Genomic DNA, 19,681 nt, shown 5'->3' with positions numbered 1-19,681 from the left:
TTATTTTATAATTAAAATTTATTAGATAGATATTATTAAATGAACAATATAATATTTGAAAAATATCATGGTAATGGCAATGATTTTATAATAATTGATTCCAGAAATAGTAATATTTACAAAAAATTTCTATCTGATAAAAAAATCGATATAAAAAATTTATGTGATCGACAATTTGGTATAGGTGGTGATGGCGTAATTTTCATATTGGAACCTGATAGAAATAATTACGCAAAGATGATTATCTATAATTCAGATGGTTCGGAGGCACAAATGTGTGGAAATGGTATCAGGTGTTTAGTTCAATATCTACACAATTTCAATAAAGGTTCTTATAGCGTTTCTGAATATAGGATCGAAACAAAAGCTGGTATAAAAATTGCTCAATATAATAATGGCGAAATTACTGTAAAAATGGGAAAACCAATATTAGAAACTAAATCCATTCCAACAAAAATAGATACAAAAATCAATTCAATTCCTTCATGCCTCTTTAAAGAAAAGAATTTTGAACAACAGGGATATGCCGTGGGGATGGGAAATCCACATTTGATATTTTTTCTTCAAGATATCACTAAAATATCACTTTCACTATTAGGTCCAGTGTTTGAAAAACATGAATTATTTCCTGAAAAAACAAATGTTCATTTTTCCCAAATAATAAATAGAGATAATATTAACGTACGTGTATGGGAAAGAGGAGCAGGAGCAACATTAGCTTGTGGAACAGGAGCTTGTGCTGTACATGTGGCAGCATACAAACTAGGTTTATGTAATTCAAAAACAGTAATAAATCTACCAGGAGGTAATCTTATAATTAATTGGTCTAGATCAGAAGATGAAATTTTGATGACTGGTAATGCAAAAAAAGTTTTTTCTGGAACATATATTCTAAAGTAGATGGACAATAAGTATATTTATCTTGATAATGCATCTACTACTCCATTATCTAAGAATGTATTAAATAAAATAAATTCTACATACAAAAACTATTGGAGTAATTCATCCTCAACTTATAAATATGGAATTAGATGTGCGACATACTTAGAGAAAATAAGACTTAAAATAGCAAAGATTTTAAATGCAAATACCGAAGATATTGTTTTTACATCAGGCTCTTCAGAATCGACATCATTAGTATTTAGTAATCTTAGTGATAAATATAAGTGTGGAAGAGTTGTTATCTCTAATGTTGAACATCAAGCCACAATAATTTCAGCAAATAAGCTAAAAAGAAAAGGGTGGGAAATCTATAAATGGCCAGTTAATAGAGATGGAATTATAAATATATCAAACATTAATGAAGTAATTAAAAATAACACAAATCTTGTTTCGCTTATTTGGGGTCAGAGTGAAGTAGGCACTTTACAACCTGTCCAATTAGTTGGAACTAAATGCAAGGAATTTGATATTTTATTTCATATCGATGGGACACAGATATTAAATAACGGTATTTTTAATTGGAAAGAACTTAACTGTGATCTATTAAGTTTATCCGCACATAAATTTGGGGGTCCTAAAGGCATAGGATTGCTATTGACGAATTCAAAATCTAGATTGTTATTAAAAAATAATGATATTTCACTTTCTCAAGAATATTCAATAAGACAAGGAACAACTCCTTTGCCATTAATAGCCGGAATGTATCAGTCAATAAAAAATATTAAGGGAAGAATTAAATTCAATTCGTATAATGCCGAGTTCGAAAATAATAAAAAAGTACTGCTTAGTAAATATTTTATAAATAAAATAACTAATAATCCAAATATTAAAATTACAGGTAGTAGTACTGAAAGACTTCCAAATCACATATCATTTCTTTTATTTAATAAGAAATTAGAACCAATAAAAGCTTATAAAGTTATTAATTATATGTCTGATAATAATGTAGCTATAAGTAGTGGTAGTGCATGTTCTAGCTCCTCAGGAAAACATAGTCTTACTCTTGAAAATATGGGATATGATAGTAATCAACTTTATTCAAACATTCGTGTTAGTTTAGGATCTATGAATAAGAAGTCTGATATAGATAGATTATTTAAACTAATTCAAATTTGTATAAAAAAATTCTAATGAATACTATTTATGTGTTACCTAAGGATCTTAATGATGCCTTAAAAAATCTTGAAAATTCAATAATCTCTAGTTTAAAACTATCAAGTTTTCGATTTACTGTTGAATTTAATTTCGAGGGATTGAAATTTAATAAAATAGGTATAACTATTTATAAGATTCTTGCAAATTATTATAATAATAAAAAAATAAAAAAAAATGTTTTTATTACTTATTCTGATCCAGGAGCTGTAGCTTTGGCTCAGAGGGATTATCCAGATATTAAAGAAAATATTTTTACATTTAAAGGTTTTAATGAATCCATTTATGTCGATAAAGATGAATCAATCTTGATATCGATACTTCCTCAACCTTACGATTTTGATACATTCGAACCAATGTGTGATAACTTTAAAGGTTTGCATTATTCTTTAAATCCAAAATTTGAAGATGCAAATATTGGGATAGGAAGTGTAATAAGAGAAAGAAGAAAAAACTTTGTAAAAACTTGGTATAACGTTTACTTTCTTCAACCAATTGATAATGGTGCATTAATGCATTCTTATCCAAATAATTGGTTACTTTTTAAAGAAATTAATAAAAGATATTTATTTAAAAAAGAATTTGAAGAGAGACCTGATAATGAAACTATTTTTGTAAATTTATAGTTTTGAAAGTTTTTAGAAAATTTTATTTTTATATAATTTTAATTTTTGGCTTATTAAGTTTTCCCCTTTTAATATGGAATTTATTAAATACTCAAAAAAGTAAATTATTAAATAACATATATTTTAATTCTCCAGCAATAATTAGGAATAACAAAAAGTGTATAAAGTATGATGAATTATTATTTAAATCGCTTGATAAGACTTTTAGCGTATCCATTATTAATGAGAATGGTGTTCTTATAAGTTCATATAATGATGATATGTTAAGAATACCAGCTTCAAATTTAAAGTTATTTAGCACAGCATATGTATTAAATAAATTCAAACCCTCAAGAAGTTTTCAAACGTCAATATTTAGAAAGGGTAATGATAAATATTATTTATTAGGTCAAGGAGATCCAGATCTTAACTATTCTGATATTTATAAATTACTATCTAATATCACTTACAGTAATAAAATCAATTTAAATATCTTAGAAATAGATTCTAAATATTATTGGCCAAAAGGTTGGACAAATATTGATAAGCAATACGATTACGGAGCTCCTATTACAACCTTGGCATTAAATAGCAATGAGAGTAAATATGAAAATATTGAATACTTAAAAAAGACTATAGAAAATTATATTTTTAAAAAATTCCCATATGCATCAATAAATATAGACATTGTAGATAATTCTGAAAAATATTATTTGAATTCATATATTGAATTGGATACAATTACTTCTAATCCACTATTGTCGTTGATAACATTAGCAAATTCCGAAAGTCATAACTTCACGGCAGAATCACTTTTTAAAAATGCATCAAATTCTTGGAATGAGAATGAGTATATTACATTAAAATATTGGTTGAAAAACAGAGGTTTAAAAGTTGATAATTTGACTTTTTCAGATGCAAGTGGTCTTTCTAGAAACAATAGAGTGACAACAAAATTAATATCAGAATTTTTGAATAAGATGAAATATGCAAAAAACTTTAGTACCTTCAAGTCTTCACTATCAATTGTTGGGGTTAGAGGAACTTTAGCTAAGAGATTTATAAACTCAGAATTACAAGGTAAGTTTTTTGGGAAAACAGGTACTCTATCAAATGTATTTGCGTTATCAGGATATCTATATAAGGATGAGAAACCTATAGTTATAAGTATTATCCAAAACTCAGAAAATATAGATAGGGATAAGACATTTACCCTGTTAAAAAACATATATAAATTGGAAGAATGTGTTTAATCTTTTTTAAAATAATTCTTTAGATCTCTTTCTACGGAATCAGGTACCATGTGATCTATTTCACCTCCAAATTTAGCAACCTCTTTAACCAAGGAACTACTTAAAAAACTATAGTTTGTATTAGTAGAAAGAAAAATGGTTTCTATTTCAGTATTAAGAGATTTATTTGTATGTGCTATTTGAAGTTCATATTCAAAATCACTCATAGCTCTTAGCCCTCTTAATATTAAATTTGCGTTAACTTCTTTTGCACAATCGACTGTGAGACCCTCATAGGAAATAACACTGATATTTGATAGATGAGATACAGCATTTTTTATTTGTACTAATCTTTTATTAAGATTAAAGGTTGGTTTTTTACTAGTATTTTCTAGAACAGCAACAACTACATTTCCAAATAATTTTTCAGCTCTTTGTATTAAATCTAGATGTCCATTTGTTAAAGGATCAAATGTACCTGGGTAAAGTATTTTCATAATTTAATTATGATTAGAAATAATATTTGGTTAAAATATGTATATTAGTTAAATCAATTATGACATTAAATCTTGAAGCAAAAAAAATCTTATTAAGAAAAATTCCACATGGATTGTTTATTTGCGGAGTGAAAGATGATGAGACTAATGAAGTAAATGGCTTTACTGCTAGCTGGGTTACACAAGGTTCCTTTACCCCTCCCCTAGTTGTTATGGCAGTAAGAGCTGAAGGATCCAGTCATGAAATAATTAAAAATACTGGAACGTTTTCTTTAAATGTTCTGAAAAGTGATCAAAAGGATTTAGCAGCCGTCTTTTTTAAACCACAAAAAGCCCTTGGAGGAAGATTTGAATCTGTCGAATTTAATTTGGGAGAATTTGGATTACCAATATTAGTTGATAGTGTTGGTGGTGTCGAATGTAAGGTTGTAGGAAATGTTATGTATGGTGATCATACAGTTTTTGTTGGTGAAGTTTTATCTGCTTATTTAAATAATGATGTTGATTCGTTAAATTTAAATTCTACGGGATGGAACTACGGAGGTTAGAAATTATAGATGATTAATCCTTCAACAAAAGTTTCTACTAAAGTATTGGATAAAAAATATAATTTTAAAATTGAATATAAACTTATTAAAAATAAGGACTTATTAAAATCAAGATTATCTGAAATACCAAAGTCATCTGGTTGTTATCTTTTTAAAGATATTGATAATAATTTACTTTATATAGGCAAATCTAAAACACTAAGAAATAGGGTCAGTAGTTACTTTAATAATTATGCTGAACTGTCACCCAGATTAAGTCTAATGGTTAGACAAATAACTGAAATAGAAATTATAGTTACAGATAGCGAGTATGAAGCTTTAAATTTAGAATCAAATTTAATTAAAACTAATAAACCTTATTTTAATATTCTATTAAAAGATGATAAAAAATATCCATATCTTTGCATTACATGGAGCGAACAATATCCAAGAATTTTTATAACAAGAAAAAGGAGAAATAGAAATAATTTTGATAGATATTATGGACCTTATGTTGATGTTGGATTATTAAGAAAAACATTATTCATAATAAAAAAAATATTTCCGTTAAGACAAAGACCTCGTCCTGTTTATAAAGATAGAACTTGCTTAAATTATTCAATTGGGAGATGTCCAGGTGTTTGTCAAGAAATAATATCCTCAGAAGATTATAAAAAAACTATGAAGCAAGTATCTATGATTTTCCAAGGAAGGAACGATGATCTAGAGGTTTTTCTAGAACGAAAAATGAATCAATATTCCAATGATTTAGAATTTGAAAATGCTGCTAAAATAAGAGATCAAATTTCAGGTTTAAAATTATTAACTGAATCTCAAAAAATATCGATACCAGACTCATCAATTAATAGAGATATTTTTGGCATTGTTTCTGAAAATAACATCTCTAGTATTCAAATTTTTCAAATGAGGTCTGGTAAATTAATAGGAAGAATTGGATATACTCAAAAAATTGATAATAGTGATGAGACAGAGATACTACAAAGAGTATTAGAAGAGCACTACATTAATGTTGAAGGAGTTGAAATACCATCAGAAATTTTATTGCAATTTAATCTTCCAAAACATAATACAATTGAAGAATGGTTAAGTGAATTAAGGCAGAAAAAGGTTAAGTTAATTATCCCAAAAAGAAATAAAAAGTTTGAAACTGTTGAAATGGTTTTAAAAAATGCAAAATTAGAATTAGAGAGGATATTAAATGGAATTCAAGATAATGAATCTTCAATAGAAGACTTGACTCAAATACTTGAATTAACTAACCAGCCTAGAAGAATTGAAGGATATGATATTAGTCATATACAAGGAACAGATCCTGTAGCATCACAAGTAGTCTTTATAGATGGTATTCCATCCAAACAAAATTATAGAAAATATAAGATTAAAGATCCGAATATATTTATTGGGCATAGTGATGATTTTGCCTCAATTTATGAGGTTATATACAGAAGATTTAAAAAATGGTCAAAATTTAAAATTGATGGTGGAGACATTAGTTCCTTACAAGATAAGAAAAAAAGTACATTAGAAAATGATCTTCTAACGGATTGGCCAGATTTGATTATGATAGATGGCGGAAAAGGACAATTAAATGCAGCATTGAAGGCATTAACACAATTAGATTTACATGAAGAAGTTAATATATGTTCTTTAGCCAAAAAAAATGAAGAGATATTCATACCAGGTTTTTCAAAATCTCTTGATACTGATCAAAATCAAAAAGGACTTCTATTACTTCGAAGAGTAAGAGATGAAGCACATAGATTTGCATTATCATTTCATAGAAATAAAAGATCTGCTCGAATGAATAGATCTCAATTATCCCAAATACCAGGTTTAGGACCTTCACGTATTAAAGATTTGCTTGAGCATTTCAATTCAATTGATGCAATTAGAATTGCAAGCAGAGAAGAACTTTCAAAAGTTAAAGGTCTTGGTATGCATTCAGCAAATGATATTTATAATTACTTTAATGAGTTATAAATATTGATTAATTTTTATAAATTTAAAATTATTCACTATTAAATAAGTATTTATATTGGTAATAGTTTATGAATTATATTTTATTAATTTGTCATCAGAAGCATATTTATGGTTTAAGTCTCTTCACATCATTGGTGTAATTGTATGGTTTTCTGGCCTTTTTTATTTAGTTAGGCTTTTTATATATCATGAAGAGTCAAGAACCATGCAAGATGATTTGAAGATTGCGTTTAATGATCAATATTCCTTGATGGAAAAAAGGCTTGCAAATATTATTACTACTCCAGGAATGATACTGGCTTTAAGTATGGCTATCTGTTTAGTAATTATGCAACCTGGATGGCTCAGCGAAAAATGGCTTCAGATAAAAATTTCTTTTGTTTTGGGCTTAGTCATATATCATGTTTACTGTTATAAAATAATGAACTCTTTACAGAATGGTACTTCAAAAATATCTGCAAAAAACCTTAGATTACTAAATGAACTTCCTACATTATTGTTATTTGTAATTGTCCTATTAGTTATTTTTAAAAATAATTTCCCCACCAGTATTGCGACATGGAGTGTATTTGGACTAATAATATTTATGCTTTTATCTATTCAGTTATATGCAAAGATCAGAAAAAAAAATGAAGAATCTCTAAAGAATGGATAAGCAAGATTTAATAAAAATAACAGCAAATATAAATAAAGAAAGCTGTCCAGGCTTAGTTAATTTTCATTGTCATACGAAATTTAGTGATGGGAGCTTTGATCCAGAACAATTATTAGATCAAGCCTTTATTAATAAAATAAAATTTATATCCATAACAGATCATCACACTGTTAAAGCACATGATTTTATTGAACAAAATAATATACTTGAAAAATATCCAACTGATTCTTTTAAACTAATTTCAGGAATTGAAATAAATTGTTTACTTCTTGGATGCTTAGTTCACGTTATTGGATTAGGAATTAATATAAAAAGTACAAATCTAACACCTTATATTCAAGGTGAGTCCCCAATTGGGAATGATTTACACATCAATTCGGTAACAAAAGCAATCAGATTATCAGGAGGGTTATCTTTTCTTGCACATCCAGCGAGGTACAGAATTCCCTTTTATAAACTTATCCCTGAAGCTAATAAGCAGGGAGTTGATGGGATTGAGGTTTGGTACGATTATGATTTAAGAGAAAGATGGCAACCAAGTAATTTTGTATGTTCAGAGATAAATAAAATAACAGAAAGCCTTAATATGCTTAAAACCTGCGGAACAGATAGTCATGGATATTCATTATTGGGCAGATAAACTAGTATTCGTTTTTCTCAATGTTGGCATCAGCCATATTAACAATCTTTTTTAAATTTTCTAATATTTCTGGAGTATGGTCATTCCACATTTCTCTATTAATAATCTCAAGAAATCTTTGGGATAGATCTCTTAAGGCCCATGGATTATTCTCGATAAAAAACTTTTTAAGTTTCTCATTACATATCCAAGAATTATATATTTGGGTATAACACCAATCAGATACGATTTCCGTTGTGGCATCATAAGCATATAAATAATCGAGCGTTGCAGAAAACTCAAAGGCACCTTTATATCCGTTTTCCTTCATTCCATCAATCCATTTTGGATTAAGCACTCTTGTCCTAATAACCTTATTTATTTCATAGCTTAATTTATTTATTTTAGATAAACGATATTTTGATAAATCACCATGATATATTTCGGGAAATTTGCCTTGTAGTTTATTTATTGCTGATGATATTCCTCCTTGAAATTGATAATAATCATCAGAATCCAAAATATCATGTTCTCTGTTATCTTGATTATGAATAACTACTTGAATATTTTTAAGCGCTTTTTCTAATTCTTTTTTGTTTTCGATAGGTTCATTTCCATCAGAATATATCCACTTACTCCAGTTTAAATAAGAATCAGCAAAATCATTTTTATTTTCCCAACTAGAATTAGATATAAGTTCTTGCAATCCAGCTCCATATGATCCAGGTGCAGAACCAAAAATTCGATTTAAAGAATCTCCGTCTTTATAAGATGCTGAAATTGGATTTAATTTTTTATCTTCGTCAAGTTGAGAAACTAATTTTACAGCTTTGTAAACTAAAGATATTAATTGAGGAAATGCATCCCTAAACATACCCGAGATTCTTAAAGTAACATCAACTCTTGGTCTATTAAGAATACTTAAAGGAATTATTTCTAAATCAATGACTCTTCTAGAAGGACCATCCCAAATGGGTTTTACGCCAAGTAAATACAATATTTGACAAACATCCTCCCCTCCGTTTCTCATTGTAGATGTAGCCCATACAGAAATTGCTAATTTTTTAAGGTCTTGTCCATGATCCTGTTTATATAAATCAATTATTTGAGAAGCTGATTCACATCCAACAATCCATGCCGATTCTGTTGGTAAGCCTCTGGAGTCAATCGAAAAAAAATTTTTACCTGTAGGTAGAACTTCAGTTTTACCTCGTGTTGGAGCTCCTGATGGTCCGCTACTTACATATATTCCATTTAAAGCATTTATAAATGATGCCTTCTCATTTATGGTCGATTTAACTATAGGTTCTAATATTTCTTTATGAATTAGATTAAAAAAATCTTTATGTTTTTTACCTACATTAAATAATAATAATATATTTTTATTTTCTAATATTTCTAATTCATTTAGAGTTATTTGGTCTTTGTAAAAATAATGATAAATTAAATATTTTGCTTGATTTTCTATAAATTCTAATGCTCTTCTAAAGCTATTGATATTATCTTTTGAATAATTACTAATAATTTCTTTATCGTTATCACTAAGAACTTGATCATAGTTATTAGTCCATGGATCTAAATCTAAATTAAGATTTGAAGCGATGTATTGGATTATCCCACTACGTTTTGAAGTTGGAACTCTTGCAATACTTATGATTAAATTAATTTCATTTATAAATTTTTGTCTAGTTCCAAAAATGTGAAGACCAGTTCTTATTTGTGATTCTTTTAGTTCACATAGATATGAGTCAATCTTTTCAATTTTATTTGATTCGTCAAAAAATATAATATCTTTAAAATCATTTTTTATAATTTCTAATATAGATTTTTCGATAATGTTTATTCGCTTAGAATTTAATAACTTAGCCTCATAGTATTCGTCTAAACATTCTTCTAAAATCGAGAGTTTTCCATACAAATCAGATCTATCTAAAGGAGGTGTTAGATGATCAATTATTGTTGCATGAGTTCGCCTTTTTGCTTGCGATCCTTCTCCTGGGTCATTAACAATAAATGGATATATATTTGGAATTGGTGGACAAATAATACTCGGGAAGCATTCATCACTAAGTCCTATAGATTTTCCTGGTAACCATTCAATAGTGCCATGTTTACCTATATGACAAATAGCATTCGAATCAAATTTACTTTCAATCCAATAATATTGGGCTAGATATCTATGGGGTGGTGGTAGATCTGGAGAATGTATATCTTTATTAGATTCAATATCGTAACCTCTTTGAGGTTGAATTAGTAAACATATTTTTCCAAATAAAAGACCATTAATCGAAAAACCTTGTTTTTCTAAATCTTGAGAATTAGATGGAATACCCCATCTATCAACGATAAGATTTTTAGGTTTAAGGGATAGTTTGTTCCAAAATTCTAAGTATTCATTTAATGATAAAAAATCAAGAGGTTTATTATTTTGAGATTCAATATCATTTGTTCTAGTTTTTATAAGTAACGAAATTAGTTCTGATGAATTTTTAGGTAATTCTCCAGAACCAAGATCATAACCTTCATTTTTTAACCAATAAAGAATATTAAGGACAGACTGCGGAGTATTTAAACCGACTCCATTTCCAATTCTTCCATTTTTTACAGGATAATTTGCAATTACTAATGATATCTTTTTATCAAAATTATTTAAATTATTTAGTCTTAGATAATTATTTGTAAGTTTTGTTATCCATTTAATATTTCCAAAATCAACTTTGTAACTTGTAATTTTGCTACATAAGGTTCTATTTACAGAAATAACCTCTTTAAAAGCACAAGGTTTTGTTGTAATTCGTCCATCAAATTCTGGAATAATTATTTGCATTAACAAATCTGTTGGATTCATTCCAGTTGATGAGTGCAACCAATTATTTCTGGATTTATTAGAAGAGAGTATTTGAAGGATTGGAAGATTAAGTGATTTAAAGATATTCAAATTATTATCTATATTTTCATTAGAACTATTAAGCGAGGAAGAAAAAGAGGTAGTTGTTATTAGCAGTCTTATATCTTCTTTTTTAAAAAGATTAATCAATTCCTTCTGAACATCATAATTTTTTAAAGTTGAAATAAATACTGTTTTAGGTGACAAACCATTACACCTTAGTTGAGATATTAATTCATTTGATAATTCAATTTCATTAGCTAAAAACAATGATTTATAAGAAATTATTCCAACCTTTAATCCTTTTTCATTTTTCCAATCATATTGATAAGGATCTGGATAACTGACGTTAGAGATATATTTTTGTGGAATATTAGTTTCATTAGATGATAGATAACTTAAACAATAAAGAAATCTTCGATAATTCTCCTTTCCTCCTGACTTAAGAAGTTTACTAATTTTTAATGAAGTATCTAAATCTACGCTACTTAATTCATTTAGTGATAAATCCTCTTCATCAGTTCCAGAAAGAATTAAAAGAGTCTTATTAAGATTTACTTCTTTCCATTTTATTAATTGTTCAAGTCCATAACTCCATGTCCCTTTATCACCAAACAATCTTAAAACAACTATTTTTGCATAATTTATTGTTTTTAAAAAATAATTATCTATTTGTGCGAATGTATTTAGGTTTGAAATTTCTAATGCTCTAAAATTATCCTGGAATAAAAGAAATTCTTTATCTTCAATTAAATCAGAAATTATATTAATATCAGCTTTTACGCTTGTGATAAATATAAAATCAGCTTTAGGATGTTCAATTAAATCAACGTTATTATTTTCATTTCCAGCAATATTTAATATCCTATGCATTTATATATAACAATTAGGTTTAGAATACTTAAGTAAGTTAGAACAATTTTAACTCATTTCTAAAATAAAATATGCAAGAATTTCTTCCATATGCCTGGTTTGAAGGTAAGTGTATACCCTTTAAAGATGCAAAAGTGTCAATAGCAACTCATGCACTTCATTATGGAACAGCAGCCTTTGGAGGAATGAGAGCTATTCCAAATCCATCTAATAAGGATGAATTTCTTTTATTTAGAACAGATAAACACGTAAAAAGGTTATCTCAAAGTGCAAGATTGCTTTTAACAGAAATATCTGAAGAATATATATTTAATGCACTAAAAACAATATTAAAAAAAAATAAACCTTCAAAACCGATCTACATAAGGCCTTTTGTTTATACAAGTGATTTAGGTATTGCTCCAAGATTACATAATATAGAAACTGATTTCTTCATTTATTGTATTGAACTAGGAGACTATTTATCTCCCGATGGTGTGTCTTGTAGGATGAGTAGTTGGACAAGACAAGAAGATAGATCTCTACCTTTAAGAGGTAAGATAAGCGGTGCTTACATTACCAGTTCATTAGCCAAAACAGAGGCTAGTTTATCAGGATTTGACGAAGCATTGCTGTTAAATTCTAGTGGTAAAGTAAGTGAAGCTAGTGGAATGAACTTATTTATAGTAAGAAATGGTGAACTGATTACTCCAGGAGTTGATCAAGACATCCTAGAAGGAATTACTAGAGCTAGTGTTATTGAATTGGCGAAATCGTTTGGTATAAATGTTATTGAAAGACCTGTTGATAAAACAGAATTACTTATTGCTGATGAAGTATTTCTAACTGGTACAGCAGCTAAAATTACACCTGTAAAGCAAATAGAATCAACAAATATTAATAATTATCGTCCCATAATGACAAAATTGAAAAATAAGCTTATCGAAATAACGGAAGGCCGTTCACAAGACTATGATGATTGGATAACACGCATTGATATTAGTTAATTTTTATTTTTTTTCTTTTAAATTATGGTTTCATTTAGAAATTATTTAAATAGAGATGATAAACCAATTATTATTTTCGATGGTGGGACAGGTACTTCTTTTCAAAATTTAAATTTATCATCACATGATTTTGGTGGAGATGATTTAGAGGGTTGCAATGAAAACTTAGTTCTATCCTCTCCTAATACTGTTGAACAAGTACATAATTCATTTCTTGAAGCAGGTTGTCATGTAATTGAAACCAATACATTTGGTGCTTCATCTATTGTTTTAGACGAATATAGTATTTCTAATAAAGCTTATGAAATCAATAAAAAAGCAGCTCAGATAGCTAAAAAATGTGCAAATTTATTTTCATCTATTAATACTCCTAGATTTGTCGCTGGATCAATTGGGCCAACTACAAAATTACCAACATTAGGTCATATTAGTTTTGATAAGCTTAAAGATTCATATGAAGAACAAATAAATGGTCTAATTGACGGAGGTATTGACCTTCTATTGATTGAAACATGCCAAGATGTTTTACAAATAAAATCAGCATTATCTGCTTCTCAAGAAGTTATTAAAAACAGGAATATTGAATTACCAATAATGATATCCATAACTATGGAAACCACAGGAACGATGCTTGTCGGGTCAGATATAGCTTCTGCATTAACAATATTAGAGCCATACAATATTGATATTCTGGGACTGAATTGTGCAACTGGTCCAGTTCAAATGAAAGAACATATTAAGTATTTAGCTGAAAATTCACCTTTTGCAATTAGTTGTATACCTAATGCAGGATTACCTGAAAATATAGGAGGTGTTGCTCACTATAAATTAACTCCATTGGAGTTGAAAATGCAGTTAATGAACTTTATTTATGATTTTAACGTACAACTTATTGGCGGATGTTGTGGTACTACTCCTGAACATATCAAGCATTTATCATCAATCATTGAGGAAATAGTTGATAAAAAAATAAATAAAAGACTTCCTACTGTAAAAACAAATTTTGTTCCTTCAGCAGCTTCTATATATAACGCAGTTCCATATAAACAAGATAACTCAATATTAATAGTTGGAGAACGTTTAAATGCTAGTGGATCAAAAAAAGTAAGGGAATTACTAAATGAAGATGATTGGGACGGCCTGCTATCAATTGCTAAACAACAGCAAAAAGAAAATGCTCACATACTAGATGTCAATGTTGATTATGTAGGAAGAGATGGAGTTAAAGATATGAAAGAAATTACCTCAAGATTAGTTACAAATATAAATCTTCCATTAATGATAGATTCAACAGAAGCAGATAAAATGGAAAGTGGATTAAAGACTGTAGGAGGAAAATGCATTATAAATTCAACAAACTACGAAGATGGAGATGACAGATTTAATCAGGTCTTAAGACTTGCATTAGATTATGGTGCTGGAATAGTAATTGGAACTATTGATGAAGATGGAATGGCAAGAACATCACAGAAAAAATATGACATTGCAAAAAGAGCATTAATTAAAACTAGATCAAGTGGCCTCGCTGATTATGAGATATTTTTTGATCCTCTAGCATTGCCAATATCTACTGGAATTGAAGAAGATAGATTAAATGCTAAAGCAACTATTGAAGCTATATCAAAAATAAGAAAAAGCTTTCCAGATATTCATATTATTTTAGGGATATCTAATATTAGTTTCGGGCTTTCACCATTATCAAGAATTAATCTAAATTCAATATTTCTCGATGAATGTATAAAGGCAGGATTAGATTCAGCGATTATTGCACCAAATAAAATATTGCCTCTTTCAAAAATATCTGCGGAAACAAAAAAATTATGTTTAGATTTAATTTATGACAGAAGAAATTTCGAAAATGAAATATGTATATATGATCCATTAGTTGAACTAACAAAAGCATTCCAAGATATAACAATCAGTGACTTTAAAAAAGGATCTACTTCAAACAAAAACCTCACCTTAGAAGAAAAACTTAAAAACCATATTGTAGATGGGGAAAAAATAGGTTTAGAAGAACAATTAAATAATGCGCTTAAAAAGTACAAACCACTTGAAATAATTAATACTTATTTATTAGATGGAATGAAAGTAGTCGGTGAACTATTTGGATCCGGCCAAATGCAATTACCTTTTGTATTGCAATCAGCGGAAACAATGAAATTTGCTGTTTCAGTGCTTGAACCTCATATGGAAACAGTAGATGAAAAAATATCTAACGGAAAATTACTAATAGCAACTGTTAAAGGAGATGTTCATGATATAGGTAAAAATTTAGTTGATATAATTCTCTCAAATAATGGTTTTGATGTAATCAACCTTGGAATTAAGCAAGATGTTTCAGCGATTATTGATGCACAAAAAAAACATAAAGCAGACTGTATTGCTATGAGTGGTTTACTTGTTAAATCTACAGCATTTATGAAGGATAATTTAGAAGCATTTAACAATGCTGAAATTAATGTTCCAGTTATTCTTGGAGGTGCAGCATTAACTCCAAAATTTGTGAATGAAGATTGTAGTCAGATATATAAAGGTAAAATTTTGTATGGGAAAGATGCTTTTACAGATTTACAATTTATGAATGACTATATGGATAGTAAAAAGAAGGGCAATTGGTCTAATGAAAATGGTTTTACTAATACTGATGATATTCAAATTAAATTAGCTTCCCCAAGGTCTTCCGCTAAAGATAAAAATTTAAATAAAAATTTTGAAAAAACCAAAAGTATTCAATTAATTGAGAATTTTAATAGATCTAATTTTGTAGAGGAAGAGGAACCTATAAAGGCTCCATTTTTGGGAACTAGAGTTCTTCAAGATATTGAAATAGACTTTGACAAACTAATTTTTTATCTAGATAAAAAAGCATTATTTAGTGGTCAATGGCAAATTAAAAAAAATAAAGGTCAATCAGTAGAAGAATACAATAATTATTTAGATTCATATGCAAATCCATTACTTGAAAAATGGATTAATATTATTTTAGATAAAGGCTTAATTTCACCAAAAGTAGTCTATGGCTACTTCCGTTGCGGGAGGAATGATAATAGTATTTATCTCTTTGATAATGTATCAAATAAAAGAATTTCTGAATTTAACTTTCCTAGACAAAAATCGGGAAATAATCTTTGTATTGCAGATTTTTACTGTGATCTTAAAAATAATGATCCAGTAGATATATTTCCAATGCAAGCAGTAACAATGGGGGAAATAGCTAGCGAATATTCCCAAGAATTATTTAAAGCTGATAAATATAGTGATTATTTAATATTTCATGGTTTAACCGTTCAATTAGCAGAAGCTCTTGCAGAATATGTTCATTCAATAGTAAGAATTGAATGCGGATTTAAATCATATGAGCCAAACAATAACCGTGATATATTAGCTCAAAAATATAGAGGAGCTAGATACTCATTTGGTTATCCAGCTTGTCCTAAAGTTTCTGATTCAAATATACAGTTATCATTATTGGATACAAAAAGGATTAATTTAACAATGGATGAATCAGAGCAATTACATCCTGAACAAAGTACTACTGCTATAATTTCACTTCATTCAAAAGCAAAATATTTTAGTGCCTAAATAAATTATAAATTATACATTATAGATTATAGATAATAGATTATAGATTATTTTCAAGATAATCTATAATTTCTTCTTGAAGTTCTTCCATAATTTCAGAATCACTTATATCGATGCCATCACCCGCAGCGTCTTGAATTAATTCTAAATAATATGATGCCCCATCACTCGCCAAGAATTCAGTTGCTGATGTTTCATCACATTCTTTAAAAGCTTCAATTAGGGATTTAAATGCTATGTTTTCAGTGAAGTCCCAATCCATAATGAAAAAAACCTTATTAAAATTATTACCTCTTTACCCCCCATATTCGTCAACCCTTTTTTAAGAAATGTATGAGTATTTATTATTATTTAAATAAATTATCTAAAAATGAATAAAGAAAGTCAAAAAAATAATGAACATTTAAATGTTTTAGGACAAAAGCTCGAGGTATGCAGTTGCAAACCTCTTACAGGTTGGTTTCGAGATGGATATTGCAAATACGATTCAAATGATGGAGGAAATCATTCAATTTGCTGCATAATGGATGATAATTTCCTTAAATATAGTAAGTCTCAAGGTAATGATTTAATAACACCTATGCCAATGTATTCATTCCCAGGCTTGAAGGATGGAGATCATTGGTGTATTTGTTTAGATAGGTGGAGACAGGCATTGCTTGATGGCTTAGCACCTATGGTTATTTTAGAAGCAACAAATATAAAAGTTTTAGAATCTGTATCGTTAGAAAAATTAAAAGAATATCAATTTAATAAAAAATAATTCCAAATTAATTATGTTTTTTAAAATGATTATGAGATTTTATTTCTATTTATATAAATGAGAAATGAAAAATATTGGGTTAAAGCATTAGATCAAACTCATTTATCTATTACCAATAACGGCTTATTTCCTTTAAAAACGACTGTTGTAACTAGGGAATATTACAATAAAAATGATTTTATAATTAGAGAACTTGATACTTCAAGATTTACGAAAAAAAATAATTATGGTCCAAATCAGAATCCATTTAACCCATGGGATAAGATACTTGAAGTTGACAAAGTTGGAACTAATCATCAACTAATACTAAATAAATATCCTGTACAAAAAGGTCATATTTTACTAATAACAAATACTTGGAGACCTCAAGATGGATGGTTAGATATTAATGATTGGATAGCTATACAAATGGTAAATGAAGATACAAGTGGCCTATGGTTTTTTAATAGTTCTCCCATAGCAGGAGCAAGTCAACCTCATAGGCATTTTCAGCTTTTAAGAAGAGATCATGGTGAAATTATTTGTCCAAGAGAGAAGTGGTTTTTAGATTTTGAAAATAATAATGATCAAGATAGCAAGCTTAAGAAAAATACTGTTGTCTCAAAATTTAACTTTTTAAATAATTCAATAAATATTTATAATTTATACTTAGAACTTTCAAACAAAATTGGTTTAGGAAATCCAATTGATGATGAAAAACCAAGATTTCCTTACAATATTTTAATTACAAATAATTGGATAGCCATAATTAAAAGAAAATATGATCACGTCCATGGCTTTAGTGTTAATGGGTTGGGTTTTGCAGGATACTTACTAGTCACAGAAAAATCTAATATTAATTATTTAAAGAAATATGGACCAGAGAAACTTCTTGAAAATTTTGTCTGAAAATTAATTACTAACTTCAACTTTGTCTCTGGAAATTTGATTTTCTAGAACTTCTATTGAAGCACTTACTGATGCAATTTTTCTTTCAAGTGAATCCTTGATATAGTTAAGCATTTCTAATTTCTTTTTTTGATAAAAAGACTTTTTTTCTTCTGAGGATTTAAAGTTACAGTAAAACATTTTTATTTTTATTATAAAAATTTATCTTGTTGAGACGTGACTTATAAAAAGCAAGATTTTGATTTAAAGACAATATAATTATTTAGACTTTCATAATATGAATACAATTAATATTTTTGTTCTATTATAAAAAAAAAGATTAATTGAGTAATTCTGAGAATTCAAATACAAAAAGAATTTCAATTGATTTGCCAGAAGAGTTAGTTTCTAGGTTTGATCAATTACGAAAAGAATGGGGTTTTAGAGCAAGAGGTCCTGTAATAGAAAAGTTGCTTACAGAAATTCTTCAAGAAGAAGAATTATTACCTAAAAGTCAACAACAGACAATTGATTACAGCGAAAAGGGGGATATTAATGAATACTCTAACTTTGATGAAAAGAGTGCTTTAGTCCTTATTAAATCTGATAAGGATGAGAGTAATAGTAAAGAATCCGAAGAAAAACTTCTTTTAAATAATAAAGAAGTTATTGAAAAACCAAACTTAAACATCAACCTACCTAATTTTGTTGGAAAAAAAGTTAAAAATCTGAGAAGAAGTATAAATATTGAAAAGACAAAACAAAAAATTAATGATATTCAAATTAATACAATTAAGGAAAATGATTTAATTAAATGTCGGATTGAAATTATAAGCCATTGGAAAAACCTATATGGATCAATTCCAAATGAACAAGTAGTAGAAGCATCTATTGATTGGTTTTGTATAGATATTTGGCCAAATATTGATGGAACCGAGCAGTTGCCATTCACTTGGAGTGCTGCAAATAAATTAATGTCGGATTTATGCCCTTTTTGGATAAAACAAACTCCTTCCTTAGAGTTAGTTATTTTAATGATAGGTGTATTAGAAGATCCATTTGCAACATCTGATTTAATAAATAGGGTCCCAACATTAGTAAGAAGATTTATAAGTAGGTTTAAAAGAAAAAATAAAGGAAATTCATTTGAAGCACTTGATTCAACAATGACTGTTCATGGAGCTCTAAAATTATTAAAGTTATCCACCGCCGCGGGGTCAGCACATACATTAAATAAAATACGAGAAGCATATAAAATTAAAGCTTTAGAAACCCATCCAGATTCTGGTGGATCTACTGATGAGATGAGGAAATTAAATGATGCATATCAATTACTTAAAAATATGTATAGACAATAGTATTAATAATCTTACATAAGACTTGAAGCAGGTCTAAATAAAAGTCTTAAATAAGACTTAAAAGATTTAATATTAAATAAAATATTTCTGGCTAAGTAATTCTTGCTTTTATGAGAAATGCATATCAAATGA

At 28.1% G+C, this 19,681-nt stretch carries 17 protein-coding genes; 13 read left to right on the top strand and 4 right to left on the bottom strand.

Annotated features, from left to right (window positions below; genetic code table 11):
- Positions 1–39 precede the first annotated feature (39 nt).
- Genes dapF through TX50_RS04730 form a run of 4 tightly spaced genes read left to right on the top strand, consistent with a single transcriptional unit; the run spans position 40 to position 3,952 of the window.
- Positions 40–900 (top strand): diaminopimelate epimerase, encoded by an 861-nt coding sequence (gene dapF / locus TX50_RS04745; RefSeq protein ID WP_011132521.1) that lies wholly within the window; start codon positions 40–42, stop codon positions 898–900.
- The gene (locus TX50_RS04740) at positions 901–2,073 is read left to right on the top strand and encodes a cysteine desulfurase family protein (protein ID WP_011132520.1); all 1,173 of its coding nucleotides are present in this window, start codon (positions 901–903) and stop codon (positions 2,071–2,073) included. It begins immediately after the preceding gene.
- A complete protein-coding gene (locus tag TX50_RS04735) occupies positions 2,073–2,720 on the top strand; it encodes a DUF1995 family protein (RefSeq protein WP_011132519.1) in 648 nt (215 codons plus the stop codon). The genes TX50_RS04740 and TX50_RS04735 overlap by 1 nt, the downstream gene beginning before the upstream one ends.
- 2 nt (positions 2,721–2,722) lie before the next feature.
- Positions 2,723–3,952, top strand: coding sequence for a D-alanyl-D-alanine carboxypeptidase (locus TX50_RS04730; protein WP_036930451.1), 1,230 nt, complete (start codon positions 2,723–2,725; stop codon positions 3,950–3,952).
- On the opposite strand, the gene coaD is transcribed toward TX50_RS04730, so the two are convergent.
- Positions 3,949–4,428, bottom strand: a complete 480-nt coding sequence (gene coaD, locus TX50_RS04725; RefSeq protein ID WP_011132517.1) for a pantetheine-phosphate adenylyltransferase — start codon at positions 4,426–4,428, stop codon at positions 3,949–3,951. The genes TX50_RS04730 and coaD overlap by 4 nt on opposite strands.
- A 59-nt stretch (positions 4,429–4,487) precedes the next feature.
- On the opposite strand from coaD, the gene TX50_RS04720 reads away from it, so the two are divergent.
- The 4 genes from TX50_RS04720 to TX50_RS04705 all read left to right on the top strand — a co-directional run bounded on the left by TX50_RS04720 (position 4,488) and on the right by TX50_RS04705 (position 8,251).
- Complete coding sequence (locus tag TX50_RS04720; RefSeq protein ID WP_011132516.1) at positions 4,488–4,976, top strand: flavin reductase family protein; 489 nt, start codon at positions 4,488–4,490, stop codon at positions 4,974–4,976.
- 9 nt (positions 4,977–4,985) lie between these two features.
- Positions 4,986–6,956, top strand: a complete 1,971-nt coding sequence (uvrC, locus tag TX50_RS04715) for an excinuclease ABC subunit UvrC (RefSeq protein WP_011132515.1) — start codon at positions 4,986–4,988, stop codon at positions 6,954–6,956.
- A gap of 88 nt (positions 6,957–7,044) precedes the next feature.
- Positions 7,045–7,611, top strand: coding sequence for a protoporphyrinogen oxidase HemJ (gene hemJ, locus TX50_RS04710; RefSeq protein ID WP_036930471.1), 567 nt, complete (start codon positions 7,045–7,047; stop codon positions 7,609–7,611).
- A complete protein-coding gene (locus TX50_RS04705; protein ID WP_011132513.1) occupies positions 7,604–8,251 on the top strand; it encodes a PHP domain-containing protein in 648 nt (215 codons plus the stop codon). Before hemJ ends, TX50_RS04705 begins: the two co-directional genes overlap by 8 nt.
- 1 nt (position 8,252) lies before the next feature.
- On the opposite strand, the gene cobN is transcribed toward TX50_RS04705, so the two are convergent.
- Positions 8,253–11,990, bottom strand: coding sequence for a cobaltochelatase subunit CobN (gene cobN, locus TX50_RS04700; protein ID WP_011132512.1), 3,738 nt, complete (start codon positions 11,988–11,990; stop codon positions 8,253–8,255).
- Between the two features lie 71 nt (positions 11,991–12,061).
- Between cobN and TX50_RS04695 the strand changes: the two genes are divergently transcribed.
- Positions 12,062–12,976, top strand: a complete 915-nt coding sequence (locus tag TX50_RS04695) for a branched-chain amino acid transaminase (protein ID WP_011132511.1) — start codon at positions 12,062–12,064, stop codon at positions 12,974–12,976.
- A gap of 24 nt (positions 12,977–13,000) precedes the next feature.
- Positions 13,001–16,561 carry a methionine synthase gene (gene metH, locus TX50_RS04690; protein ID WP_011132510.1) on the top strand — a complete coding sequence of 1,187 codons (3,561 nt, stop codon included), beginning with the start codon at positions 13,001–13,003 and terminating at the stop codon, positions 16,559–16,561.
- A gap of 40 nt (positions 16,562–16,601) precedes the next feature.
- Here the strand turns inward: metH and TX50_RS04685 are convergent, their stop codons facing one another.
- The gene (locus TX50_RS04685; protein ID WP_011132509.1) at positions 16,602–16,823 is read right to left on the bottom strand and encodes a hypothetical protein; all 222 of its coding nucleotides are present in this window, start codon (positions 16,821–16,823) and stop codon (positions 16,602–16,604) included.
- 108 nt (positions 16,824–16,931) lie between these two features.
- On the opposite strand from TX50_RS04685, the gene TX50_RS04680 reads away from it, so the two are divergent.
- Together TX50_RS04680 and TX50_RS04675 are read left to right on the top strand one after the other, a co-directional pair.
- Positions 16,932–17,324 carry a DUF2237 family protein gene (locus TX50_RS04680; RefSeq protein ID WP_011132508.1) on the top strand — a complete coding sequence of 131 codons (393 nt, stop codon included), beginning with the start codon at positions 16,932–16,934 and terminating at the stop codon, positions 17,322–17,324.
- A gap of 57 nt (positions 17,325–17,381) precedes the next feature.
- Entirely contained in the window at positions 17,382–18,212 is an 831-nt protein-coding gene (locus tag TX50_RS04675) for an ATP adenylyltransferase (protein ID WP_011132507.1), read from the top strand.
- A gap of 3 nt (positions 18,213–18,215) precedes the next feature.
- Here TX50_RS04675 and TX50_RS09705 read toward each other — a convergent pair whose 3' ends face one another.
- The gene (locus TX50_RS09705) at positions 18,216–18,392 is read right to left on the bottom strand and encodes a hypothetical protein (RefSeq protein WP_173028003.1); all 177 of its coding nucleotides are present in this window, start codon (positions 18,390–18,392) and stop codon (positions 18,216–18,218) included.
- A gap of 143 nt (positions 18,393–18,535) precedes the next feature.
- On the opposite strand from TX50_RS09705, the gene TX50_RS04670 reads away from it, so the two are divergent.
- Positions 18,536–19,549, top strand: coding sequence for a molecular chaperone DnaJ (locus TX50_RS04670; RefSeq protein ID WP_011132506.1), 1,014 nt, complete (start codon positions 18,536–18,538; stop codon positions 19,547–19,549).
- Positions 19,550–19,681: the final 132 nt, after the last annotated feature.

This window comes from Prochlorococcus marinus subsp. pastoris str. CCMP1986, from assembly GCF_000011465.1.
Lineage (GTDB): Bacteria > Cyanobacteriota > Cyanobacteriia > PCC-6307 > Cyanobiaceae > Prochlorococcus_A > Prochlorococcus_A pastoris.
This window is presented reverse-complemented; position numbering and strand designations above follow the sequence as displayed.

Coding starts and splice junctions, on each gene's coding strand:
- dapF (WP_011132521.1), top strand. CDS start 40: ATGAACAATATAATATTTGAAAAATATCATGGTAATGGCAATGATTTT.
- TX50_RS04740 (WP_011132520.1), top strand. CDS start 901: ATGGACAATAAGTATATTTATCTTGATAATGCATCTACTACTCCATTA.
- TX50_RS04735 (WP_011132519.1), top strand. CDS start 2,073: ATGAATACTATTTATGTGTTACCTAAGGATCTTAATGATGCCTTAAAA.
- coaD (WP_011132517.1), bottom strand. CDS start 4,428: ATGAAAATACTTTACCCAGGTACATTTGATCCTTTAACAAATGGACAT.
- TX50_RS04720 (WP_011132516.1), top strand. CDS start 4,488: ATGACATTAAATCTTGAAGCAAAAAAAATCTTATTAAGAAAAATTCCA.
- uvrC (WP_011132515.1), top strand. CDS start 4,986: ATGATTAATCCTTCAACAAAAGTTTCTACTAAAGTATTGGATAAAAAA.
- TX50_RS04705 (WP_011132513.1), top strand. CDS start 7,604: ATGGATAAGCAAGATTTAATAAAAATAACAGCAAATATAAATAAAGAA.
- cobN (WP_011132512.1), bottom strand. CDS start 11,990: ATGCATAGGATATTAAATATTGCTGGAAATGAAAATAATAACGTTGAT.
- TX50_RS04695 (WP_011132511.1), top strand. CDS start 12,062: ATGCAAGAATTTCTTCCATATGCCTGGTTTGAAGGTAAGTGTATACCC.
- metH (WP_011132510.1), top strand. CDS start 13,001: ATGGTTTCATTTAGAAATTATTTAAATAGAGATGATAAACCAATTATT.
- TX50_RS04685 (WP_011132509.1), bottom strand. CDS start 16,823: ATGGATTGGGACTTCACTGAAAACATAGCATTTAAATCCCTAATTGAA.
- TX50_RS04680 (WP_011132508.1), top strand. CDS start 16,932: ATGAATAAAGAAAGTCAAAAAAATAATGAACATTTAAATGTTTTAGGA.
- TX50_RS04675 (WP_011132507.1), top strand. CDS start 17,382: ATGAGAAATGAAAAATATTGGGTTAAAGCATTAGATCAAACTCATTTA.
- TX50_RS09705 (WP_173028003.1), bottom strand. CDS start 18,392: ATGTTTTACTGTAACTTTAAATCCTCAGAAGAAAAAAAGTCTTTTTAT.